We start from the raw sequence: 23,849 nt of genomic DNA, 5'->3' as shown, positions 1-23,849 counted from the left end.
GTATCCTCCCGTGTCTGAAGTTATTCGAATTTTCCGTAGAAGGCGTTCCGATACACGTCGGCAAGTTCCGTCACCAACGGCATCCGCGGATTGGCGGTCGTACATTGGTCTTCGAATGCGCGATCGGCCAAGTAGTCGACGCGGCTTTCGAAATCGTTCGCGTCGAAACCGAGCGCCTGGAACGATTCCGGAATGTCCAGCGAACGATTCAACTTGCGGATCGCTTCGATCAGGCTCTTCACGCCTTCTTCCGTCGTACGGCAAGGCAGACCGAGCAACCTGGCGATATCGGCATAGCGCTTATCGGCGACGAAGTGGTCGTATTTCGGGAACGAAGCGAACTTCGTCGGCGCTTGCCCGTTATAGCGAATGACGTGTGGCATTAGAATCGCATTCGTGCGTCCGTGGGCCGTGTGGTATTGGCCGCCCCATTTGTGCGCCAAGCTGTGGTTGATGCCGAGGAACGCGTTCGCGAAAGCCATACCCGCGATCGTCGAAGCATTATGCATTTTCTCGCGAGCACGAGGGTCGGCGCGATGATAGGAATCTTCCAGGTTCTCGAACACGAGCTGGACCGCCTTGAGCGCCAAGCCATCCGTATAATCGTTTGCCATGACCGAGACGTACGCTTCGATCGCGTGAGTGAGAACGTCCATGCCGGTGTCGGCTACAGCTGTCTTAGGCAGGCTGTACACGTAATCCGGGTCGATAATGGCGACATCGGGCGTCAGTTCGTAATCGGCCAACGGATACTTCGTATTGCCTTTGTTCTTGTCGGTAATGACGGCGAACGACGTCACTTCAGAGCCCGTACCCGACGTCGTCGGGATGGCGACGAATTTCGCCTTCTGACCGAGCCGTGGATACTTGTAGATCCGTTTGCGAATATCGAGGAACTTCATCTTCAGCGAATCGAAGTTCGTATCCGGATATTCGTAGAACAGCCACATCGCTTTCGCCGCGTCCATCGGCGATCCGCCGCCGAGGGCGATGATGCAGTCCGGCTTGAATTGCGCCATCAACCGCGTTCCCCGCTCTACCGTATCGGTGGAAGGATCGGGCTCGACTTCAGAGAAAATCTCGATCGCGACCGGATTTTTGCGTTTGCGCAAGTAATACTCCACTTTCTCCGCGTACCCGAGCTTTACCATCGCAGCGTCTGTGACGATCATGACGCGAGTGATATCCGGCATTTTTTCCAAATATTGCGTCGACCCACGCTCGAAGTATACTTTCGGCGGAACCTTGAACCATTGCATGTTCAGCGTCCGATAGGCGACGCGTTTCATGTTGATCAGGTTAACCGCGGTGACGTTGGACGTCGTCGAGTTGTGTCCGTACGATCCGCAGCCAAGCGTTAACGAAGGAAGGTTCGTGTTATAGATGTCGCCGATCGCGCCATGTGTCGACGGAGCATTAACGATGATGCGGCCGGTTTGCAGTCGGGCCGAGAACGCCGCGATGACCGCCTGGTCGTTCGAATGGATGACCGATGAGTGGCCCATGCCGCCATATGCGACGACTTGAGCAGCTCGCTCGATACCTTGCTCGGCGGTTTTTACTTTATAGCAAGCTAGAACCGGACTTAATTTTTCCGCGGACAGCGGGTACTTCTCTCCGACGCCGGCAAGCTCTGCGACTAGCATCTTCGTATCCGCTGGAACTTTGATCCCCGCCATCTCCGCGATCTTCGTCGCGTGCTGGCCTACGATGACCGCATTGACCGCGCATTTCTCCGGATTGATGACCAATGCGGAGACTTTCTCGGTCTCTTCTTTGTTCAGGAAGTAACAGCCGTGTCGGATCATGAGCTTTTTCGCCGCGTCGTAGATCGGCTCTTCGAGAATGACCGCTTGTTCGGATGCGCAGATCATTCCGTTGTCGAACGTCTTGGATAAGATCAAGTCAGTCACGGCCTGATTCAGGTCGGCGGTTTTCTCGATGAAGCACGGCACGTTGCCTGGGCCTACGCCGAGCGCCGGCTTGCCGGTGCTATAAGCGGCCTTCACCATCGCGGAACCGCCGGTCGCGAGAACGAGCGCGACGTCCTTATGGTTCATGAGCAGTTGCGTCGCTTCTACGGAAGGCGTCTCAATCCACTGGATGCAATGTTCAGGCGCTCCCGCTGCGACCGCCGCTTCGAGCAGCGTCTTGGCGGCTTCCCGACTGGAACGCTGCGCAGAAGGGTGGAACGCGAAGATGATCGGGTTGCGCGTCTTGGCCGCGATCAGCGATTTGAACATCGTCGTAGATGTCGGATTCGTCACCGGCGTAATGCCAGCGATCACGCCGACCGGTTCGGCAACGACGCGGTAATTCTCGTACGGATTGTCTTCGATGACGCCGACCGTTTTCTCGTTCTTGATATTATGGTAGATGTATTCGGTGGCGAATATGTTTTTGGTGATTTTGTCCTCGTATACCCCGCGTCCGGTTTCCTCTACCGCCATTTTGGCTAGTTGCATATGTTGGTCTAGTCCAGCAAGCGCCATCCGTTGCACGATTCGATCCACTGCCTCCTGATCTAGCAACATATAGTTTTCTTGCGCTTTCCTGGCCCGTTCGGCCAGTTTGTCGATTTCGTTTTGCACGTTCAAAAACGTTTCCTGTGCTTGCTGTTTCGCTGCCATCGTGGCATGCCTCCTCTATGAACCAATGTATTCGATTTCGTCCATCAGACGTTCCGCGGCCGGGACAACCGTCTCGTCCTCCATCCGGAAATGTTCGGCGATGATCAACAACACTTGCAACAATCTGGAGAGGCAATTTTCTGGCGATTCGCCTTCCTCAACGCCTTGAAGATAAGCCTCGTAGAATTGTCCGGCAATCGCGTCTTCCTGTTCAAGCACGGCGGAAGGCCCCATTTTCCCCCCGCATATTGCGGTTCTGGCGATCGGATAGATGACTTTGCGTTCCTTCACGAGATGGTTCCGCCAATCCTTCATAAAATCGACGAACATGCCATGAACTTTGCGGAAATGGGAATCCCAGCAAGGTTGGTCGTAATTGCCGGGATTCCATCTCATCAGATTGCAAAGCTCGCGTAATCTGAGGTGAAGCGCGTCGTGCTCTTCTTTCCATTGATCGTAGCTTAAATAGAGATCGAGCAATGGAGACCCGGATTGCGGCATTGCAGTTTCCCTCCTTCGCGTTGTCGTTAGTGAGGCACGATTTTGCCGCCGATGCCACGGTGGTCGGTGTTATCCGTTTTGCCATGGCCGGCTCTTATCTTCGTCCAGCCTTTGCGAATCAGAGGCATCAAGTAGTAGTCAAGTCCGAAGCGCCCTGCATTCGCGCCTGCCATGAAAACGAGGAAGCCTAGCGTCAGTAGCCAAGGGTTCGTGCTTACGGTGCCGGCAAAGACGAACATCAGGTTCAGCATAATTCCGAAGAATGCGGCCGTGGCAACCAATCCGCCTACGATGAGCCCGATACCGATCAACGTCTCTCCGACTGGGATCAGAAAATTAATGAGTTTAACGTTCGGTAATGCGAAGTGTTCGATGAAGTACGTGTAGTTCGGGAACAGCACCGCTTGGGTGGCATGGTCCGCAACTGGTTTGGCAATCGCGCCTTTCAGGAACCCCGTAGCGTCGAATCCGCCCGTCAGCTTGTGCCAACCGGCATCCAGCCACAACCAGCCCAAGTACACTCTGACAAAAGTGATTGCGGCTGCCGCCCATACATTTTCTCTAAACCATTTCGTGACCATGATGGTCATCTCCTTCCAGATTTTAGAGCTATTTAGTAATATTTCACTAAAAACCGTAAGCATTGGAACGATCCGTCAGCTCCAACATGATCTCTTCCTCTTCGCGGAATCGGTTGCTGAGTACCGCGTACGCTTGGATGAGATAGGTCGTCATCTTTCGTGCTTCTTCCTGATCGATTGGAGCTGCGGCTTTCTCGAGCAATTGCGTGAAAGCTTGGATGTATTGCTCTGCCAGCTCGTATTCGTGTTCCATTAAGGAGAATAGATCGGGCTCCGCGCCTAGAACGGATGCGGCGCTAGGGAACAGTTCATCGTCTTCCCATTGCGTGTGCGCTGTCCAGTGTTTCAAGAAGTGTTTGACGCTGTCGCCTAATTGGCGGATTTCCCGGTTCAACCGTTTCGCGTCCTGCCCTCTTCGGATGGTGCACGCTTGTTCGTAAATCTCTCTGAGCTCTTCGCTCAGCAGTTCGTGTTCTTGCTTGGCTCTTGCGACGGTGGAGTCGATGATCAACTCGCGAAGGTCACCGCCGGATATGACGCTATCGATTGGGACGTGGGATTTCATCGGGGGTTTCACATCCTCTCTTCTTTTATGGCTCAAGTATAACTCCGAATATGGAGGGATATTGTGAAATAAATCACATTTTAACAAAGTGTTCTAATCTTTATGGCTTGCGGGTGTCTATAGAAGATTGGATGGTCATCAACACTTGAGATTGGATGGTTACAGCGTGCGGAGGATCATTTACATTGGTCTCAACCCAACAAAAGCCGCTCGCTGTATCGAAATACCTAAGCGGTCGGCCATGACATCAGGAGGTGTTCTGTTTGTTTTATATTATTTTCTTATTAGCGATGTTGTTTGGCGGCATGTTCGCGATCTACTTGATGGGCAGAAATCTCATCGCGTTTGAAGGACGCGATTAAGACCGAACGCATTTAACGCTAAACAAGGCTGCCATGCATTTGCATGAGCAGCCTTGTTTAACAATTCTAACGATAGGTTTAACAACTCCGTATTCCGTTGACGACGAATTTGACGATCGCATCGGCTTCAACCTCATCGGGGACGTCCGGTTCCTTGGCGGAGAGTACGAAACGAATCACGAATTGACTGAAAATATACGGAAAGATCAGCTTCAACAGATAACCGTTCGGCCGATCGGGCAGTTCACCCTTCCCTTTGGAGTAATCTAAAGCTTGGTTCAAATATCCGACGATTTCCTTGTTCACGTGCGTGAGCAGCTCCGTCCGCAGTTCTTCCCGATACACAAATTCTTTGACGACGACGCGGAAAATGTCCTTGTTCTCCCGAAAAAATCGCATACGGTTCAAGAATAAGGCGCGTATGAAATCCTCGAAACGGGCGTGTTTGCTCGGATTGATCTCCTCGAAAACCTCCTTCGCCATCATCGGGAGCGATTGTTTCAAAAATGGAACGATAACCGCGATGAGCAAATTCTCTTTCGTCCCGTAATGACGAAATATCGTACCTTCCGCTACGCCTGAGTTTTTGGCGATCTCGCTCGTGGACGTATTGGCGAACCCTTTTTCTGCGAACAAAGCGATGGCGGCATGTAGGATTCGCTGCTGTTTGGCTGTATCTTTTTTCGATAATTTGGCTTCGGACAACATCTGGTCGAGAATATTGTGAGTCGACATTTCCATTTCTTCTCCGTTTCTTTATTTGCGATATCTCTTCAAGGCAAGTACGTTTAACGTGATAAAAATCGCGGCGAAACCGACGAGAACGAGCAGATCGACGAAGATACCGCCAAAGCCCTCTCCTCTGTACATGATTCCCTTCAGAGCATCCGCCGCATAATAGAGCGGCATGATCCGTCCAAGCGCCTGAAGCCAGTCCGCCATGCCATCAAGCGGCAAAATTCCGGCAAAGAACACCTGGGGAACCACGACGATCGGAATGAATTGGACCATCTGGAACTCGGAGGCCGCGAACGTGGACAATAAAATACCGAGCGACAGCGCGACGAGCGCAAGCAACAGGTTGACGAGCAACACGTTCCAGATTGATCCCGCGAGCGTAAGATCCAGCACGTTGATCGCGTAGAGGACGACGATCACAGTCTGAATGACGGCAAAAATGCCGTAACCAGTCAAATACCCGGTCAATACTTCCCTTCGGCGGATCGGCGTCGACATGAGACGTTCCAACGTGCCCGTCGTTCTTTCGCGCAGCAAACCGATCCCCGAAATGAGAAACACAAAGAAAAATACAAAAAAACCGACGAGAATCGGGCTGAGTACATCGAAAAAGGTAGAGTCTACGCTGCCGTACACATAATGTGTCTCCATACCAATCTCGCCTGCGTCCGTAAGCGGAACGTTCATAGCGAGCAGTGATCTCGCGACTGCGGCCTGGCCGATCTTCATCTGCAATGCTTTCGCTTTCGAAGGATCGCCGTTCTCCAGCGCTAACGTTAGCTTCCCGTTCGCGTTCGTCAGAATGCCATCCAGATCGTGCTCCGCGATTGTGTCGGCAGCATCTCCTGCTGATTCGACATTTACGACATCGATGTTTGCTTTTTCTAGCAGTTGCGCAAGCTGTAAGTCGACGTTCACGGCGCCTAAACGAGGATTGCCTGCTTCTCCACCGTTAAAAACATAGTACATCAACGTTAATATGAGCAATGGCGCGACAAATAGAAGAGCAAGCGTTCTTTTGTCCCGGGACATCTGGCGGCAAATTCTTACGATTAACGCTCCCGTCCTCATACTTGGATCCCCCCTGCTTGCAGGAATACTTCTTCCAGATTGCTGGCCCCGTAATGCGCCATCAGTTCCTGTGGCGTTCCGCTCGTGAGTATCCTGCCGTCCCGCACCATGGCGAGAACATCGCATCTTCCCGCTTCGTCCATGACGTGCGTCGTCACGATAATCGTTTTGCCCTCGACTTCCTTTAATCGCTGCAATTCGCTCCAGATGGACAACCGCAGCTGCGGATCGATGCCAACGGTCGGTTCGTCGAGAATAAGAATACGCGGATCTTGGATGAGCGCGATTGCCAGGGATAGACGCCGCTTCATGCCCCCCGAGTACGCAGACACTCTCTTATTCAATACGCCGGACAGATTGACCAGATCGGCCGCGTAGGCGATTCTCCGCTTGCGCTCCGTCTTCCCTAGCTTGAATAGCGCGGCGAAGAAAGACAAGTTCTCCTCACCCGTCAATTCCGCGTATAACGCGTCGGATTGGGCCATGTACCCGATCTCCTGGAGCAGCTCCAGATTCGGCATCGTCTCGTTCAGCACCGTAACGTTACCGCGATCCGCCCGCTCCATGCCCACCAACATTTTCACCAGCGTCGTCTTGCCCGCCCCCGAAGGGCCGATCAAACCGTAGATTTGTCCTTCTCGTATCTGCAGCGACACGTTGTCGAGTACGGCTTTGTGGCCGTAGCTTTTGCTGACCTGGTCGACTTGTACGGCATAATCCATTAGGATAACCTCCGCATAAAAAAGTGAGTGATTACTCATATTTTAAGAAGTAAACAAGCTCTCTGTCAATGACAAAAAAACGGCCCTGCTCTATAGCAGATGCCGTCCTTCGCCTAACTAAAGCTACTTGACTTCGATTGACGTCTTCTCGCCCATTAATTCAATTTGCCATCGCCCAGGTCGGTCGAAGCGCAGCGTCCCGGAATACTCCGTAACCGGTTCCAATGTCGACGACTGAATGAAATCTCCCGTCTTACGGAAAGTTGATCGGCTCGCCTGGCCGGAAGAATCTTTGAGTTGAGCAATCACGTCGAGCGTGTCAGGCTGGTCGTGTCCCGGGACAATCAGCGTCGTTTCGTTATTTCCGGTTAGCGCATCGTCTTCCGATATCATAAAACGGTAGCGCTCCGTATGGATGTATTCCGCCTTAACGGGAACGACGATTGTGCCGTACAGCTTCCCGTTCAGTTCAACGTCGATCCGCCATTTGCCTTTGCTCGGGAACGAGTTAAACGCAGTCACGACGCTAGCGTCGTATCCGTAGTACGGCCCGCCTAGCTTGCTTTCGTTCACCGTGAATGTTTCTCCCGTATCGAGGTTCGTTCCTTTGGCCACCAAAGATGCGCCTCTCAGTTCCGCAGGATCTCCCCAAACGACCCAAAAGATTTTCGATACTGTATCTGTGGACTTAGCGATAAAACCTCTTTGATCAAATGTAAAAGCGATCTTACTTTTGATCCCGATAAGACGGTCGGGATATACGATTCGGCCTTCCTTATCCACAAGATCAAAAATCGGGCTAATCTCGGCGTCCTCTCCCGAATATAGAGGCGGGGTCGCTGCTGAGAACCATCGGCTTATCCCCTCGGTATTCGAGATAACAGGCAACAATAACACCAAGCAAAGAAAAACGGCGCCGACAGCGAGTATGCCTCCCACGATTTTGGCTAGAAGTATTCCATTCCGCCGTTCGGATGACGTGGACATATGACGAAGGGTATACAGAATGTCTTCCTCTTTCCCCGGATCGAGCGGCCTTCGCGGCATGGCCTCAAGCAGATCAAGCACTTCATTTCCTCGTTGTTCTCGATTCACTCCCCTACACCTCCATTCAATTCCTCATAGACGAATCGCGCCTTTCGAATCGCCCGGTGTAAAGTCACGTTAACCCTCGTTACCGACCAACCGAGCACCTCCGCGGCTTCGGCGGCGGACAATTTCTCCATCACCCGCAAAAATAATACGTCCCGGTAAGACCTTTTAAGTTTCATCACGCAGCTATGCGCGTCGGCCAAATCTTGCCGAAGAAATATGATTTCTTCGGGTGTCCGATCCGGAGGACAGTTCTCGCTCCTATAGCGGGATGCATGCAAGCTTCTCCGTTTTCTCTTTCTTTGCTCGTCGATCGCCACTCTGCGAGCAATCGAGAAAAGCCAAGTTTTCGGGCTCGATCTGCCTTCGTACCGACGTATGCCTATAAGCGCTTTCACGAAAACGTCCTGAACGAGATCGTCCACATGGTCCCAACCTGTATAATAGACAAGAAAATGATGTACATCCGAGCCGTACTCCATAAACCACTGCTCGATTCTCGCATGGCCGTCCATCGCTTCACCTCCTTGCGCTTCTAACATTTCTCTATTGATTAGACGCTCAAAGCTGTTTTTCCTTACACTGAATTTCCCAAAATCGCATTTAATAGAAAAATAGCGGCCTCTCGGCCGCTGTACAATTACGATGTTTTCTCGATCGGTTCGGCAAAGCCGGGCTCGTTAAACAATTCCACGAACGCGTCAACGACTCTCGGATCGAAATGGGCGCCGCGCTGTCTCCGGATTTCTTCTAGCGTTTCTTCAGGCGTCCACGCTCTTTTGTAAGGTCGTTCGTGCGTGAGTGCGTCATAGAAATCGGCAAGCGCTACGATTCTGGCTTCGATGGGAATTCCTTCGCCGGATAAGCCGTCGGGATAGCCGGTTCCGTCCCATTTCTCATGATGGGATTGGGCAATGACGCCTGCCAGCCGCAAAATATTGAAGAAACTCCCTCCGAGAATATTCGCTCCGATTGTCGTATGGGTTTTCATCCGTTCGAATTCATGAGGTTCGAAACGTCCGGGTTTTAACAAAATGTCGTCCGGAATGCCGATCTTGCCGATATCGTGAAGAGGTGCTGCCTTGCGAATCGCATCGACTTGTTCCTCGGAGAAGCCCAACTTGCCCGCAATCATTCCCGAAAGCCTGCCAACCCTTTGCGTATGCTGGCCGGTCATATCGTCCCGATACTCCGCGGCGCGCCCGAGCAGGAGCAACATTTCCAACTTAGCTTGCTGCAGTTCCTTCGTACGTTCCCGGACTCTTTCTTCCAACGTGCTGTTATGATGTTGCAACTGCCGGTGCAGCTCCCTCGTTTTCAACAAGTTACGGATACGAAGCACAACTTCAGTCCGGTCGTACGGTTTCGTCAAGAAGTCGTTCACGCCGGCAAGCAATCCTTGTTGCTTCATTTCAGGCGTCGTATCGGCGGTAAGCATCAGCACAGGAAGATAGTGGTCCTTTTCCGTTTGTTCCCGAATCTGCCGAAGCACTTGCAGGCCGTCCATTCCCGGCATATGCAGGTCGAGCAGAACAATGTCCGGGTCAAGCCTCGCAACAAGATCTTTAACTTCCAGCGGATCCAAGGTGTTGTGAACATGGCTGAACCCCGCTCGCCTAAGAATGCGCTCCAACAGACTGACGTTGTACTCTTGGTCGTCTACTATCAATATTTTCGCTTGGGTGTCGTCCATTGAAATTCTCCATTCTATTCGCAATTGGCAAGAGCCGCTTCGATTTTCCCGAGCAATCTGGCCCAGTCTATTGGTTTCGTATCGAAATCGTCGCATCCGGCTTGGTAAGCTTTCCGCTCGTCTTCGGCCATAGCATGCGCCGTCAGCGCGATGATCGGGATGCTCCGGGTTTCAGATGAGGCTTTGAGCAAACGAGTCGCTTCCCATCCATCCAGGACGGGCAAGCTCATATCCATCAGAATCAGATCGGGCATCTCGCTCCCGGCGAGATCGATTCCTTGCCGGCCATCTTCGGCCGTAATGACTTGATACCCCTTGCGCGCAAGCCTCCGAGAGAGCATGTCGCGATTTAATTCGTTATCCTCGACAAGTAGAATTGTCCGCATCAGCCCACCTCCTGCTGTCCGTTCATAAATTGGCGAATTTCCCCGAGCAATTGCTTCGGATCGAACGCCCCTTTCTGCATCACGCTCTTCACGTATCCATGCAGCCTTAAACGGTCCTCGGAATTGATCGTTTTGGCCGTGACGACGACGATCGGGATCGAGCTCCACTCCTCGCGCTTGCGAAGCTCCAATACGAATTCGAATCCGTCCATCTCCGGCATCATCAAATCAAGCAAGATGACTCCGGGCAACTCTCTCTCCAGGCATTCCAAAGCTAATCTTCCGTTAGCCGCTTGGGTCACGGAATATCCCTCTCTATGAAGCAGCTTTGTCATCAGTTCGCTAGTCGTCGCGTCATCCTCAATGACAAGAACACCCGAACCGCTGGTAGCCGGGACGAACTTGTCGATAATGCCGACCAGACGATCCCTTTCCACAGGTTTCTCCAGGAACTCAGAGGCTCCAAGCGTATATCCCAGTTGCTTGTCATTGGTCATCGAGAGGATAACGACCGGAATATCCCGCAGTTCCGGATCTCTCTTCAATGCCGAAAGCACACTCCATCCGTCCATTCCGGGCATCAGAATGTCCAAGCAGATCACCTTGGGCCGCAGCTTCTTCGACAGGAGAAGCCCCTCCTCGCCACTCTCGGCGAAAGCCAGCGTCCACCCTTCATTGGCGAGGTAATCGCTCATCAATTGCCTGTTCAACGGTTCGTCGTCGATGAGCAATATGCTGACCTGGCTAGATCCCTCGGCTTCCTTCGAGAAAGTTGCCTCTACCGGTATATCGGACAACCGATTCATATCGGCGGTTTCCTCGGGGAGCCAGCAGATGAAGCAGCTGCCTACGCCAGGTTCGCTCTCCGCATAAATTTCGCCTCCGAGCAACTCGCAAAAGCGCTGGCTAATCGCCAGTCCGAGTCCAGTTCCTCCATATTTGCGCGTCGTAGACGAGTCGGCTTGGGTGAAAGGCTGGAACAGCTTGCCGACCTGCTCGGGCGTCATACCGATTCCCGAATCCGTGACGCGAAAACCGTAACCGCTCCGCCCTTCTTTCTCCTCCGGATAGGCTTCAAAGCGAATAACCCCGTCTTTCGTGAATTTACCGGCGTTGCTCAGCAGGTTAATTAGAATCTGGCGCAGCTTAGTGACGTCGGTAACCATTTCCCCTTTGCCCCATTCTATCTCTATCCTGTTGCCGTTACTTTCGATTATAGGCTTGACCGTCATGACTACGTCTTGAAGAACACCTTGCAAGTCGCATCTTTCCGGATAAATTTCCATTTTTCCGGCTTCGATCTTGGAGATGTCCAATATGTCATTGATGAGCGAGAGCAAGTGCTTGCCGGATTTGCTGATTTTCTGAAGATCAGCCGCGAAAGTCGGTTCACCGAGCTCTTCGGCTTCCTCCACAAGCATTTCGCTATAGCCGATAATCGCATTAAGAGGCGTCCTTAGTTCATGACTCATGTTCGCAAGAAATTGGCTTTTGACCCTGTTCGCCTTGATTGCTTCGTCGTGAGCCTTTTCCAATTGTGCCGTGCGTTCCTTGACCAGTTGCTCCAGATTATCGTTCAGTAGTTGAAGCTGTTGGTTTTTCAGTTGAATCTCTCTTGATTGCTGCTGAATTTCCGAATCCTTGGACGAGAACCGACGTGAAATGTATATGCCCAGCAGAGACAATCCCAGCGTGAATAATGTTCCTCCCGAGATGAGATAAGCTAGCCAATCCTGATCGAGTCGAAGACCCGTTGCCAGCTCCGACCGCGCTCCAAGATGAAAATGAGCGGCCATCATTCCCGTATAATGCATACCGACGATCGCCGCGCCCATAATGAACCCGCTTCCAAGTTTCTTCCATGTATCGCTCTTGACGTCGCCTTTCTTGAAATAAAAAGCCAGCCATAGCGCTGCAATCGAAGCGGCCAGCGCGATTGCGATGGACAATACGAAAATCGCGGGATCATAGGTGATATCGATTAGCATGGCGGCCATGCCGATATAGTGCATGGAGGAAATACCAAGCGCCAAGAGCAAAGCTCCGCCAATAAGCCTGCCGGGCGTCAATTTGTCCCGCGCGACGATTCTCAGCGCCGCGAATGAAGCCAGAATCGCAGCAAGCACGGATAGGAAGACCAGCGTAAGATCATATGAGACCGGCACGGGCAACCGAAGCGCAAGCATGCCGACGAAATGCATTGACCAAATACCCATTCCCATTGCCGCTGCGCCGAAGACGAGCCATAGCAAACGGCTTTTTCCCGAAGTTTCACTCACCTTACCGGCCAGATCGAGTACCGTGTAAGAAGCGACGACCGCGACGATATAAGAAAAAACGACCAGCATGGAATCGTACGATCCATGGACATGCTCCAACTGCAACCACTTCTTTCCAAATATTATCGAAGAACGCAACTCATCCATACGGATCATTACGCTCCTTCCTTCATTTGTCGGCATTGAGGCATTCCGAATGAAGAGCCGGACGAATGCAGAAAGGCGATGCAGGAAATTTTCCCTGCATCGCCTATTCATGCTTCTGCGCCTATGAAGTTCGCATTGATGGACTAATCTTTCGCTTTGTCGATCTCGATAACCGTCGCTTTATCCGGCAATTCTTCGTCGACGATGCCTTTCGTCGAATTGCGGAATTCCCGCAGCGTGTCCCCGAAAGCCCTGCCAAGCTGCGGCAGCTTCGTCGGTCCGAACACGATGAGCGCGATCGCCAGGATGATGATCAGCCCGGATATGCCGATGTTGTTTAACATCACGTCACCTCCTTTATAATGAAGACATTTTCAAACCTGTCCGGCCGGAACGAGCGTCCTTCTGCGATAATATCGGGTAGAGATCCATGCGCTAATCTCGAATAGTACGATTAAAGGAATCGTCACCGACAGATGGGAAACGAAATCCGGCGGAGAGATCAAAGAGCCAATAACGGCGAGCCCGACGTAAGCGTACTTCCTGACCGGTTTTAACTGCCCCGGTGTCAATAGTCCGATACGTGTCATGAACATCATCGCTAGCGGCATCTCGAACGCGATCCCCATCGGCAGAAGGAAGCTGACGAGGAACGAGACGTAGTGATGAATCCCGTACACTTCCATCGCGCCGATGCCTTGATTCAGTTTGATCATGAACCGGATCATCATCGGAATCGCGACCGTATAGCCGAAGCTGACCCCCAATACGAACAGAAGAAACGACATCGGCACGTATAGCAGCGTGTTTTTCGCTTCCGAGTCGGTCATTCCGGGACGGGCGAACGCCCAGAGATGATAGAGCAGTATCGGCAGCGTGAGAACGAAGCCGATGAGCATGGCGCATTTCATATAGACGACGAGCCCGTCTGAAAGCGAGAAAACACTCCATTCGATCTTGGTCGAACTTGCGTGATCTTTAATATAACCGAGAATTCGAGGCGCGGAGTAAAGCCCCAAGACCAGCGTGGCGATAAACCATGCGGCAACATAGATCAACCGTTTGCGAAGCTCTGTCAAGTGTGCGACCCATTCTCCCTCATTCTCTTCCCTGTTCGTCCCGACGCCGCTCAAACGAGCGATCCGCCTTTCTTCATATATTTCTCTATGCCTTCGGCCGCACGGTAAGCGAGTGCGCCGACTGTAGCCGTCGGGTTATATCCGCTGTTGTGGCAGAAGTTCGATGCTCCGCATATAAACACGTTTTCCGCGTCCCACATTTGCAAATAATTGTTCACGACCGACGTATTCGGATCGCTGCCCATGATCGTGCCTCCCGTGTTATGCGTCGATTGGTAAGGGACGATGTTGTACTGTCTGATCGTATCGTGTATTTCCGTTTTCGTCGCCCCCATCTGATCGGCGATTTCTTTCGTTTTCTGAGCGATGAATTTCACGAGCTCGCGATCCTGATCGAGGAAATCGAACGTCATCCGAATGAGCGGCAATCCAAGCGAATCCTTGTACTCGGGATCCAGATCCAAATAGTGATACCGGTTCGGCATGCTGGCCCCTTGCCCGGATACCGCCAGAATCCGATTCGCGTTATGGATCGTGGCTTGCTTGAAATCTTTGCCCCATTTCGGCGTTCCCGCGAGTACCGGCTGATATTGGATCGGACGCAACCCCGTTTGGGTAAATCGGATATTCGCTCCGTGAATGAACTTGAGGTCGCTGTGATCGAAGTTGTCGCCGTTAAAGTCATCCAGACTGCTTCCAAGCGCGCCCGCGCCCATCGCGAGATTAAACTCCCGGTCTTCGTAGACAGCGACCGAGCTCGCTCCGTTCACTTGATAGGCATAGTTCCGGCCTACCGCCCCCGTATCGGTCGTCGGGTCGTACGGCTTGCCAAGCTTGGAGAGCAGCAACAGCCGTACGTTGGTAAACACGTAACCCGCCAGTATGACGATGTCTGCCGGCTGCACGGATTCTTGTCCCGTCAACGTGTTGACGTATTTGACTCCGGTCGCTTTTTTCCCGTCGTGAAGAATGCCCGTCACGTTCGCATGGGTACGAAGCTCGAATTTGCCCGACTTCTGTGCGACCGGAAGCACCGTCACGACAGGATCAGCCTTGGCGCCATATTCGCAGCCGAAGCGTTCGCAATACCCGCAATACTGGCAGGAGGCCCGTTCGATGCCGTCCGGATTCGTGTAATCCTGGGACAGGTTCGCCGAAGGGATAATATACGGATGGTAGCCGAGCTTGGACGAGGCATCCGTGAACAGCTTCATTCCGGGTGACATCTTCATCGGCGGCGTCGCGTACGGGATCGACATTTTGCCGATATTGTCCGGCAGTTCGGAAGGTCCCGATATTCCGGACATTTGTTCGTATTTCACGAAGTAAGACTCAAGCTCGTCATACGTAATGCCCCAATCGCGAATCGACATCTCCTTCGGTATTTTATTTTTCCCGTATCGCTCGATCGTTTTGCTGTGTATCTCGAAGTCGTAAGGCAAAAACCGGTAATATTGCCCGTTCCAGTGAACGCCCGCGCCCCCGAGGCCATCTCCAAGCAGGAACGAACCGTACGAGCGCATCGGCAGCGCTCGAACCTTCTCCGTATTGCGGAACGTTACCGTCTCTTTGGATAGGTCCTGCATCAGTTCGTAACGGGACGCGTAGCGCAATTCGTCATGAACGTGATAATAATCCTGGGTGCTGCGGCTTTTGCCGCGTTCAAGCCCGACTACGTTGTGGCCGGCCTTAGTTAATTCGGCGGCGATGATGCCGCCGACCCATCCCATCCCAACGATGACGATGGGCACTTTGGGAAGCGTGTTCGCCATAACTCTGCCCTCCTTAACCTAATTGAAGATGGTCGTGCAAGCTGAGAGGCTCCATTTTGATGAACTCTTCCTTATCGATTTGATCGGTATAGCTCATCTGGTTGCCCGGGTAATTTCGCATGCGCCATCCCTCCATGTTTTTATTCCCGCCATAGAGGGGGTCCGAATAGACGCCTTCCATGGTCAAATTCTGCAGCATCGTGAAGAAAGTCGATGCAGGAACGCCTTTCAGGTTCACTTCGTCTTTCTCGAATGCAGTCAGCACCGAATCCTGCTCCTCCGGCGTCATCTTCGCGTAAGTCTTCTTGTACTTTTCGTTGCTGTATTCGTTCAGGGCGTCCAAACCGAGCGCTAGAAGTTCTCTTCGCTTGAACGTAAGCTGATACCCTTGCGACGCTTCCGCTTTGTAGAAAGGCGGCGACATATAATCCCTCGAGTTGAAGCCGTATCCGCCCGCCATCTGATGATCGATAAAGAAAGCGACGCCAAGCTCCTTCGCTCCTGGCCCGAGATCGTCCTGGGGAAAAATCCGCTCCGTCGCTGCCTCCGTCGTCAGAAATTGATCTTGAGAGAAAAACATTAACGCCTGATTGTAATCCCGATCTGCCGGAACGGCCGGAGTGTTCGTCTCGCTCGGCGGCGCGGCAGGCTCCTTCTGCCCGCCCTTCATGTTCGAGCCGATAATTCCACCGATTACGCCGCCTACGACAACGCCGCCGATCGCGGTTCCCGAGTATTTGAGAAATTTTCTGCGCGATTCGTCCTGAGGCTGCTGAGATGGTTGTTTGGCCATTGAACTCTTCCTTTCTTCTTCTCGCATCGGAATGAATCTACGCGAATTATTCCCTGAATCAGGAATTTCATCCATTCACCCTCCAAAGTGGGCATACGGATTCTTTAGTCATGAACATGACGCGCCAACATAAATTTAGAGCAATATCACATCAGGTAAGGAGAGATCCAATGGACCAAGAAGCGATGTTCGAGCATCGGTTTTGGTTGCAAATTCTAGGGGACCATTCACGCTTTATTTTTAACGTGTTGTCTCCGACAGAAAGAACGGACATCGATCATGCCGCGCAATTCATCCATTTATTCGATGGATTGCTCGCCCAATCGCGCGGATTCATGGACGGGGCGATGTTTAGGGAATTGACCGAATCGGCCCAGCAAGCAACTTTGGCTCTGCGCGAGTTCAAGCTGAATCTGTTGGACCGAAAATTGACCGGCAAAGTCGTCATCGGCATGTCGCCGACATTCCTCAACCATATGGTCAATGAATTGGAGGAATATGCCCGAATTCTGGATGCTCTTGCGCTAGGATATCCGGTGCCCCAATACGGTTCCCTGCACCATGATCTGTTGTGGCTATCCGACGCCGTCGGGCATGCAGGCAGTCTGGCCGGCGACTTGGACTTGTCGGAGAGACGTCTCATTAAGAAAAGCAGAAAGTTCGAAGCCCATTTTCAGGCGTTATATTTGAAGGCAATCGAGTTGACCGGTTATTTGCGCACGCTTCGCGAACATTATCCGTCCATCGGCAGATTTCACGAAGACGTCAACTTGGAAATGCGCATTTTCATGGCATTCCTTCAAGAACTCGAAGAGATGGATCTAAGCGATCAGTTGCTTAGCAGACTAAGCCCGCTCGTACCCGATCATATGTACCGCGAAGAATGCTACTACTTGACCAAGCTTGCGAAATGCGGAGAGATCGCGTCGCCCGATTGCGATCCCGCTAAGCCCAGAGTCGTGATCCACACCGAATAGTCATGATCATTAGCAAAAAGAGCCCTTGGGAAGTCTTTCTCCCAAAGGCTCTTCTTCTGTTCGCCACACGTAGTCAATTTACATGAAAACGGTAACCGACCCATTCATGATAACGATAAGGAACGAATTCGGCTTTGAACTCGGAATCCGATCTTTCAAAATGCTCTTTGACGACCTTGTCGACGATCACGAAACCGCTTGTCATGTTCGCGTATTCTACAGCGCTTGCCATCGCGTCTCCGTAATACAAGCTATCGACGGGCATCGTCAAGCCGGTCTGGAAGCCGTAAACCTGGCCCATGCTGATCCCAACGCCGCCTTGAAACCGAAGATGGATGCCTTCCTCTATGAGAGAAGGGTTTACGACATCGTCGATCGCGCGAATGATCTGCAGTCCGCAGATGCAACTGCGGCTTGCCGCATCCGGTTCGGACATCGGAAAGATCGCCGTATAAAATTGATGATTCGCTTCGATGAGCGTTCCTCCCCATCCGGAGACGATCTGCGCGATGACGGCAAGGAGACGGGTGACACCGATTTGCGCGCTGGACAGATCTTTCGCTCCATCACGCCCACCTTCGGCTTCGACTTTCAAATGCAGTACGGCGTACTGCTCCTCCGTAGGATTCGGATCGGACTTCCCGGTTTTCTGCTGAACGATTTGCTTTGTTTTCTCCATGAGGTTCTCGTAAGTGGTTCTGACGGAATCCGACTGTTGCATCGATCGCACCTCCCTGGAATGATAATCAATGAATACGAAAAAGACCCTTAAGATGTCGGAATGGCTCACATCGACAATTCAAGGGCCTTTATTAAACGCAAAAGACCCTTGGTTAGGGTCCGATAGTCAGAAATTAGAATCGCTTATGCTCAGACCCATCTCTGCTGACGAGGTTAGCTGACGGACTCGGGTAGATGGTACCCTACGTTCTATCGAACGATTCGCCCCACATGAACGGTTCCCCCGCTTTCCGTCCTCAAGAGGCGGAAACTAAGCGTATTAATAATAGTATGCCGATAACGCCCTAATGTCAAACGGTTATTCGCGATTCGCCAACATAATAAACATATATGTTGACTATGTTAAAGGGAACGGATACGATTAGAAGATCACCCGCATTGCAAGCGGCGCTAGAAAGGTGTTTTCCGATGAAAAACGATTACCGCATTCTACTCTTCTATAAATATGTTCCGATCCCGGACCCGGAAGCTCTAACCGCGGAGCATTTGCAATTCTGCAAAGAGTTGGGCATTCTCGGACGTATTCTGATCGCCGAGGAAGGAATCAACGGCACGCTATCCGGAACGATCGAACAAACCGATGCCTACATGGCGGCCATGCATGCCCATCCTCTCTTCTCCGATCTGCTGTTCAAGATCGAAGAATCCGATAGCCACGCGTTCAAGAAAATATTTGTGCGGCACAAGAAAGAGCTTGTTACACTTCGTTACGACAAGAAGCTGAATCCGAACGTAGACGGGGGCGCCAGATTAACGCCAGCTCAGTTCTACGAGAAAATGCAGTGGGACGACGTGCTCATTCTTGACGGAAGAAGCAATTACGAATACGATCTAGGCCATTTCCGTGGCGCGATCAAACCTGATCTAGAGACGTTCCGCGAATTTCCCGAGTGGATTCGCGAGAACTTGGCCGAGCATAAAGATAAGCCGATTCTCACCTACTGTACAGGCGGCATCCGCTGCGAGATGCTGACCGCCGTGCTGAAAAACGAAGGATTCGATGACGTCTACCAGCTAGACGGCGGGATCGTCACCTATGGACAAGATCCAGAGGTGCAAGGCCGGGGCTTCGACGGCAATTGTTACGTGTTCGATGAACGGGTCTCGGTGAGGATCAACCGGACCGACGAGCATGTGCTTGTCGGGGAATGCCATCATTGCGGCCAAAAAACCGACCGATACATCAATTGCACGGACGATACGTGCCACCTTCAGTATTTATGCTGCGAAGAGTGCGAGCAAGAACATCACGGATACTGTTCGGAAGAATGTGCGACCCATGATATGGCCGCTGCCGGATCGTCCACATAAAAATACCAGGGAAGTGATGTCATGAAAGACGATCTGGATTTGTCGACCCGTAACAGGATTATGCAATTGCTGAAAACCTCTGGGCAACTGACGGCCAAAGAACTCACCGACCAACTCGGGATAACGGGAATGGCCGTCAGAAGGCATATTGCCAACCTGGAACGGGACAATCTGATCGAATCGACAACGGTTCGTCTTCCGATGGGGCGTCCCGCCGCGGTCTACCGGCTAACGGACACGGCCGATGACTTCTTCCCGAAGAACTATCACGCCGTCGCGCTCGATCTGTTAGCCGAGTTAGAAAGCGAATCCGGAGAAGAGATGGTAAATCATCTATTCGATCTTCGCAGATCGACGCTCGAGAACCGGTACGTCGGCAAGATGACCGGCAATAACCTGGAGCACAAAGTCGCCGCGCTTTCCGAAATTCAGAACGAGAACGGTTATATGGCGAGTTGGGAAAAATCCGGCGACGACGGCTTCATTCTTACCGAATACAACTGCCCGATCTCCCAAGTAGCCAATAAGTACAATCACGCCTGCTCCTGCGAGCTCCAATTGTTCGAATCTTTGCTGAATGCGGAAGTCAGCCGAACGGACTGTTTAGCCAATGGAGACAATAAATGCGTCTATCGGATTCATCCGCTATAATACAATGCACCTTGCTCCCTTCTAGCGGGAACAAGGTGCATTTGCTTATATGTTCAGACTTATCAGCTGTGAGCGCTTCGTTTCGAGCGCCTTGCGCATCGCAAGCTTGCCGAAGCTAGCTCTCAACACGCTGTCCGATTTTCCGGCCAACTCCCGATCCCGCCCCGCCTCAAGTAACGCGGCTTTCGCCGCATGAACGGCGAGCTCTTCGTCTTGCAAAATAAAGTAAGCGATGGAATACCCGTACTCTTCATACCTTCTCAAGGTTTGTACGACATGCTTCAATCGCTCGCTCCCATTAGGTTTGCTATTGAACATAAAGACCACGTACCCACAGGTTTTTTTTGCGCTCATTGGCAGTCGCTTCCGGGCCTTCCGAGATGACCTTCCCCTTATAAAGAACGTTGCCGTTAGTGGCGTCGACGACAACTGCCATGCTTTCTCCGTCACGAAAACCGTTATTGTTCCGAGCGAGCAGATGGATTTTATTTTGCGCGAGCATGGCAATATCACCGATTAATTCTCCGCCCAATTGTTCGGCGCTCAAATCCTCTATCAGCGTCATGGTTTCTCCGGATACCAGATCGTACTCGTATACCGACAATGAAACGCCTTTATTGACCAAGTAGGTCAATGTTTCTCCGTTTAATATAAAGTTGGTAGGAGCTAGTATCCCGTTTTGGTTCTCGACGATTTCCGGAATCGGAATCAGCTTGCCCGTACGGTACGAATACGCCGCCAGTTCGGCGGACAGGGCCTCTGAAGTGTAGCCGCCATTGCTTCTTTTCAGCACCTTCTCTTTTCGGGTATAAAGCACGGCATATTCGGACGGCGCCGATCGAATTTGGTTGGATAGGACATAAAGTTTGAATTCGATATCTTTACCGTTTTTCGTCTCGGACTCTAGCTTTACGGTTCTAACGATTTCTCCGTCCGTGATGTTGACGACGAGATCAAGGAAGTTGTCGTTTTGTCTTCCTAAGATATGCAGCTCATTATCGATCCGCTGCACGTCCTCTACGCTGATCCATACTCCATTTTCGTTCTCAATTACTTTCTCGTAATGAGTGATTTTACCCGTCGATTCTTCCAGAAGATCCAGCTTTAATCTCCATTCGTTTTTGGAATCCTCCGTACGATATACGTAAATATCGGCGTAGATTAGCCATTCCGCATCTTTATAAAAGCTGTTTACGTTGCCTTTGGCTCTCATGAAATTGCGATGTTCTTTCTTCAAAGCGACCATATCCTCGAATCGACTTGTGAAATAACGGGAGGAGTTGAAATTCCGCTCATAGAACGATTTTTCAAACCCGTATTTCGTACCCTTCGCGGTTATCGTTAACGATTTCGAGCCAATTCCGCCTACGTAACTGCCGTCCAACGAGATCTTCTCGCCAAGAGCTGGATCCCCTTCGATCGTCGCTAACTTGTATTCGGGCAGCCCGTTTGACGAACCGAACATATAATAGAATGCGATTGCGACAACGGCGAAAACGCCCAGAACAATAGATAATAGATAACGTTTCACTCCCGCTTTCCCCCTTTACACCGTTATTTTTTTCGCGAGCAATCGGAACCCGAGCCATACCGATACGGAGATCACTAAGATGCATATGAGACATTCGATTCCGAATACTTCCTCGGGATACAAATAAGCATTCGAACGGTCGATGCCAAACGTGTAGATCGGGAAAACGACCGCCAGCAAACAAGCTGCGACATAAAAGGCTGCGTATACGATTCCTATTAATCGGAAGCTTCTCTCGATCAGGATCGCCGTAAAAGCGACGATAACCGCCATTATTCCGATCCCGTAAGCATACATAAATTGTTCGAATGATCGAGGCAGCAGTGTTGCGAGTACTCTGTTTGCTTCGATGGCTTCGGCGATATAGGAATGTTCCGTCAGCTCGGCTGGCACCGTAAACGCGAAGATCCATTTCTCCAAAGAAAGGAGCACTAGCTGAAAGCCCACGAGAGCGAATATAAACGTAATCAGAGCGGTCAGCTTCGCCAGGTAAATGTGTCTTCTGGCTGTCGGCAGCATCAGTAGACGATAAATGAAGGTGCTGCGTCCGAACCAATCCCTGTACCAGATCAAGAACGCGTATAAGATCAGTGCCGCTATGCAAAGAACCACCGGTATGGCAAACCATCCTTGGGTTCCGAACAACGCTCTGGCGAACGACATGGCATTCGAATCGGGCCATTGGCCGAACTTGTCGAAGTGGGAATAGCGGTATTGGACTTCGCTGTTCAGGTACAAGACCAACCCGACGATCTGGCAGACGGCCGTCAATCCCATAAGGATGGCGAGCATATATCGAAAACGGTAAATTTCCATATGTACGAGCTTCAAATACCTGTTCAAGGCAAATACACCTCTCTCATGACGTCGATAACCGACTTGCCTTCTTCGCTTCGAACCTGCTCGCAGTCGAAATCCATGCCGATCTTTCCGTCCCTCATAATGACCGCTCTATCGATCAAATGTTCCATCTCCCCGATCTCATGCGTAGTCAGCAGAACGCCGCGCTCTTCGATCAATTCGCTGGAGAAGACTTCGGCGATCATCTCCCGGCTGAACATGTCGATCCCGGAGAACGGCTCGTCCATCAACACGTATTCCGAATTGGGCGCCAATCCGAGCACGAGATTAAATTTCGCCGCGGTTCCTTTCGATAAGTTACCGATTCTCTCTTTGGTGTCCAGCTTGAAAAATCGTATGAGTTCCTCCGCCCTCTGCGGGTTCCAACTGTCATAGAAATCCGCCATGAACCGCAGTCCCTCGGACAGCTTCATGCCGAGCGGCATTGTAAGATGATCCGGCACGAATGCGACTTTCTCGTAAACTGACTTGCCGAGTGGTTGTCCGTCAATCAGAATCTGCCCGCTCTTGACGGGAGTAAGCCCCATGATCGCTTTCAGAATCGTCGATTTGCCGGCTCCGTTCATGCCGATCAGGCAAGTGATTTGCCCTTTCTCCGCCGTGAACGATACGTCTTGTAGAACGTAGCGCATGCGATAACGCTTGCGTATGTTGCGCACTTCAATCATGCTTGTCTCCCCCTCCCTCAGAAACGGTGCGTCCTGATACGTCGTCCTGCGCTTCAATGTATTTGATCTTCACTAACTCGACCAGTTCTTCCACGGGTACGTTTATTTTACTGACCGATGCGACGAATGCTTCGACCGCTTCTCCAAGCAGCTCCGAACGGATCGTCCGCAATACGTTATCGTCCATCGTAATTCGACTTGGCGAGTTTCCTTCCGTTACGATCAATTTCCGTTCCTCCATCTCCTTGTAAGCTCTCTGCGCCGTATTCGGATTTATTTTCAGTTTGGCGCCTAGTTCCCTTCGCGATGGAATGACCTGTCCCGCGTCCAGACGGCCGGTGACGATCAGCTCCTTGAAATGCCGTACCACCTGCAGATAAACCGGATCGCGGCTATTGAAAACGATATCCTCCCAGCCTGCACCTGTGTTCATTCCGCTACCTCGCAATCATTCAAGTGTATGTATTAAGTGGTTCATACACCACATGTGTATTATGGGCTTCATACGCTTGTCGTGTCAAGTCGTTTTATTTAAAGGATATTTGGGCTCCGTTTCTTCGCCACTAACGCGGAATTACTTGTTTTTTCCAGTAACTCCCCCGGTTTCCTGCCACTGTCGCACAATTGTTCGATTTTTTCGAGTATTGCTTCCCATCTACAGGGATAGATTTGATCGATTTCTCCTGGATAAGCAAACA

Annotated in this window: 25 protein-coding genes and 1 riboswitch; of the genes, 3 read left to right on the top strand and 22 right to left on the bottom strand. The window is 51.5% G+C overall.

The genetic code is table 11. From position 1 onward, the window contains the following. Positions 1–20: 20 nt before the first annotated feature. From adhE to FPZ45_RS05810, 16 genes are all read right to left on the bottom strand, one after another. Positions 21–2,630, bottom strand: a complete 2,610-nt coding sequence (gene adhE / locus FPZ45_RS05885; RefSeq protein ID WP_144699407.1) for a bifunctional acetaldehyde-CoA/alcohol dehydrogenase — start codon at positions 2,628–2,630, stop codon at positions 21–23. Positions 2,631–2,645: 15 nt separating this feature from the next. Next, complete coding sequence (locus tag FPZ45_RS05880; protein ID WP_144699405.1) at positions 2,646–3,131, bottom strand: hemerythrin domain-containing protein; 486 nt, start codon at positions 3,129–3,131, stop codon at positions 2,646–2,648. A gap of 26 nt (positions 3,132–3,157) precedes the next feature. After that, positions 3,158–3,712 carry a DoxX family membrane protein gene (locus tag FPZ45_RS05875; RefSeq protein ID WP_144699403.1) on the bottom strand — a complete coding sequence of 185 codons (555 nt, stop codon included), beginning with the start codon at positions 3,710–3,712 and terminating at the stop codon, positions 3,158–3,160. Between the two features lie 46 nt (positions 3,713–3,758). Then, positions 3,759–4,277 (bottom strand): hemerythrin domain-containing protein, encoded by a 519-nt coding sequence (locus FPZ45_RS05870; RefSeq protein WP_144699401.1) that lies wholly within the window; start codon positions 4,275–4,277, stop codon positions 3,759–3,761. Between the two features lie 440 nt (positions 4,278–4,717). After that, entirely contained in the window at positions 4,718–5,374 is a 657-nt protein-coding gene (locus FPZ45_RS05865) for a TetR/AcrR family transcriptional regulator (RefSeq protein WP_186438245.1), read from the bottom strand. Positions 5,375–5,395: 21 nt separating this feature from the next. Next, positions 5,396–6,448 carry an ABC transporter permease gene (locus FPZ45_RS05860; protein ID WP_144699397.1) on the bottom strand — a complete coding sequence of 351 codons (1,053 nt, stop codon included), beginning with the start codon at positions 6,446–6,448 and terminating at the stop codon, positions 5,396–5,398. Next, complete coding sequence (locus tag FPZ45_RS05855) at positions 6,445–7,170, bottom strand: ABC transporter ATP-binding protein (protein ID WP_144699395.1); 726 nt, start codon at positions 7,168–7,170, stop codon at positions 6,445–6,447. The genes FPZ45_RS05860 and FPZ45_RS05855 overlap by 4 nt, the downstream gene beginning before the upstream one ends. Before the next feature lie 123 nt (positions 7,171–7,293). After that, the gene (locus tag FPZ45_RS05850; RefSeq protein WP_144699393.1) at positions 7,294–8,265 is read right to left on the bottom strand and encodes a hypothetical protein; all 972 of its coding nucleotides are present in this window, start codon (positions 8,263–8,265) and stop codon (positions 7,294–7,296) included. After that, positions 8,262–8,777 (bottom strand): RNA polymerase sigma factor, encoded by a 516-nt coding sequence (locus FPZ45_RS05845; RefSeq protein WP_144699391.1) that lies wholly within the window; start codon positions 8,775–8,777, stop codon positions 8,262–8,264. Before FPZ45_RS05845 ends, FPZ45_RS05850 begins: the two co-directional genes overlap by 4 nt. A gap of 125 nt (positions 8,778–8,902) precedes the next feature. Then, positions 8,903–9,955 (bottom strand): HD domain-containing phosphohydrolase, encoded by a 1,053-nt coding sequence (locus FPZ45_RS05840; protein ID WP_144699389.1) that lies wholly within the window; start codon positions 9,953–9,955, stop codon positions 8,903–8,905. A gap of 14 nt (positions 9,956–9,969) precedes the next feature. Further along, complete coding sequence (locus tag FPZ45_RS05835; RefSeq protein ID WP_144699387.1) at positions 9,970–10,341, bottom strand: response regulator; 372 nt, start codon at positions 10,339–10,341, stop codon at positions 9,970–9,972. After that, a complete protein-coding gene (locus FPZ45_RS05830; RefSeq protein WP_186438244.1) occupies positions 10,341–12,776 on the bottom strand; it encodes an MHYT domain-containing protein in 2,436 nt (811 codons plus the stop codon). The genes FPZ45_RS05835 and FPZ45_RS05830 overlap by 1 nt, the downstream gene beginning before the upstream one ends. Before the next feature lie 134 nt (positions 12,777–12,910). Then, complete coding sequence (tatA, locus tag FPZ45_RS05825) at positions 12,911–13,111, bottom strand: twin-arginine translocase TatA/TatE family subunit (RefSeq protein ID WP_144699383.1); 201 nt, start codon at positions 13,109–13,111, stop codon at positions 12,911–12,913. Between the two features lie 30 nt (positions 13,112–13,141). Further along, complete coding sequence (gene tatC / locus FPZ45_RS05820; RefSeq protein ID WP_144699381.1) at positions 13,142–13,900, bottom strand: twin-arginine translocase subunit TatC; 759 nt, start codon at positions 13,898–13,900, stop codon at positions 13,142–13,144. Next, complete coding sequence (locus FPZ45_RS05815) at positions 13,897–15,618, bottom strand: GMC family oxidoreductase (RefSeq protein WP_144699379.1); 1,722 nt, start codon at positions 15,616–15,618, stop codon at positions 13,897–13,899. The genes tatC and FPZ45_RS05815 overlap by 4 nt, the downstream gene beginning before the upstream one ends. A gap of 13 nt (positions 15,619–15,631) precedes the next feature. Next, complete coding sequence (locus FPZ45_RS05810; protein ID WP_186438243.1) at positions 15,632–16,411, bottom strand: gluconate 2-dehydrogenase subunit 3 family protein; 780 nt, start codon at positions 16,409–16,411, stop codon at positions 15,632–15,634. 170 nt (positions 16,412–16,581) lie between these two features. Between FPZ45_RS05810 and FPZ45_RS05805 the strand changes: the two genes are divergently transcribed. Then, on the top strand, positions 16,582–17,388 hold the full coding sequence (locus tag FPZ45_RS05805) for a DUF2935 domain-containing protein (protein ID WP_144699377.1): 807 nt from the start codon (positions 16,582–16,584) through the stop codon (positions 17,386–17,388). A 73-nt stretch (positions 17,389–17,461) separates the two neighbouring features. Here the strand turns inward: FPZ45_RS05805 and FPZ45_RS05800 are convergent, their stop codons facing one another. Beyond that, positions 17,462–18,109 carry a nucleotidyl cyclase domain-containing protein gene (locus tag FPZ45_RS05800; protein ID WP_144699375.1) on the bottom strand — a complete coding sequence of 216 codons (648 nt, stop codon included), beginning with the start codon at positions 18,107–18,109 and terminating at the stop codon, positions 17,462–17,464. A 147-nt stretch (positions 18,110–18,256) separates the two neighbouring features. Next, positions 18,257–18,396, bottom strand: a riboswitch (cyclic di-AMP (ydaO/yuaA leader). A 141-nt stretch (positions 18,397–18,537) separates the two neighbouring features. Here FPZ45_RS05800 and trhO point away from each other — a divergent pair. Together trhO and FPZ45_RS05790 are read left to right on the top strand one after the other, a co-directional pair. Beyond that, complete coding sequence (gene trhO, locus FPZ45_RS05795) at positions 18,538–19,440, top strand: oxygen-dependent tRNA uridine(34) hydroxylase TrhO (protein ID WP_144699373.1); 903 nt, start codon at positions 18,538–18,540, stop codon at positions 19,438–19,440. 21 nt (positions 19,441–19,461) lie between these two features. Continuing rightward, complete coding sequence (locus FPZ45_RS05790; protein WP_144699372.1) at positions 19,462–20,091, top strand: helix-turn-helix transcriptional regulator; 630 nt, start codon at positions 19,462–19,464, stop codon at positions 20,089–20,091. A gap of 45 nt (positions 20,092–20,136) precedes the next feature. Here FPZ45_RS05790 and FPZ45_RS05785 read toward each other — a convergent pair whose 3' ends face one another. From FPZ45_RS05785 to FPZ45_RS05765, 5 genes are read right to left on the bottom strand one after another with little or no spacing between them, the layout of a single operon-like run. Then, complete coding sequence (locus FPZ45_RS05785; RefSeq protein ID WP_144699370.1) at positions 20,137–20,376, bottom strand: hypothetical protein; 240 nt, start codon at positions 20,374–20,376, stop codon at positions 20,137–20,139. Between the two features lie 22 nt (positions 20,377–20,398). After that, entirely contained in the window at positions 20,399–21,622 is a 1,224-nt protein-coding gene (locus FPZ45_RS05780) for a hypothetical protein (RefSeq protein WP_144699368.1), read from the bottom strand. A gap of 15 nt (positions 21,623–21,637) precedes the next feature. Next, positions 21,638–22,465: a hypothetical protein gene (locus FPZ45_RS05775; RefSeq protein ID WP_144699366.1), complete on the bottom strand. Its 828-nt coding sequence runs from the start codon at positions 22,463–22,465 to the stop codon at positions 21,638–21,640. Further along, positions 22,462–23,151, bottom strand: a complete 690-nt coding sequence (locus FPZ45_RS05770; protein ID WP_144699364.1) for an ABC transporter ATP-binding protein — start codon at positions 23,149–23,151, stop codon at positions 22,462–22,464. The genes FPZ45_RS05775 and FPZ45_RS05770 overlap by 4 nt, the downstream gene beginning before the upstream one ends. Beyond that, the gene (locus FPZ45_RS05765; RefSeq protein WP_144699362.1) at positions 23,144–23,584 is read right to left on the bottom strand and encodes a GntR family transcriptional regulator; all 441 of its coding nucleotides are present in this window, start codon (positions 23,582–23,584) and stop codon (positions 23,144–23,146) included. The genes FPZ45_RS05770 and FPZ45_RS05765 overlap by 8 nt, the downstream gene beginning before the upstream one ends. Positions 23,585–23,849: the final 265 nt, after the last annotated feature.

Origin of the sequence: Cohnella terricola (assembly GCF_007786475.1) — a bacterium.
Lineage (GTDB): Bacteria > Bacillota > Bacilli > Paenibacillales > Paenibacillaceae > Cohnella > Cohnella terricola.
Note: the sequence above shows the minus strand (reverse complement) of the source record. Positions and strands in the feature narration are given on the sequence as shown.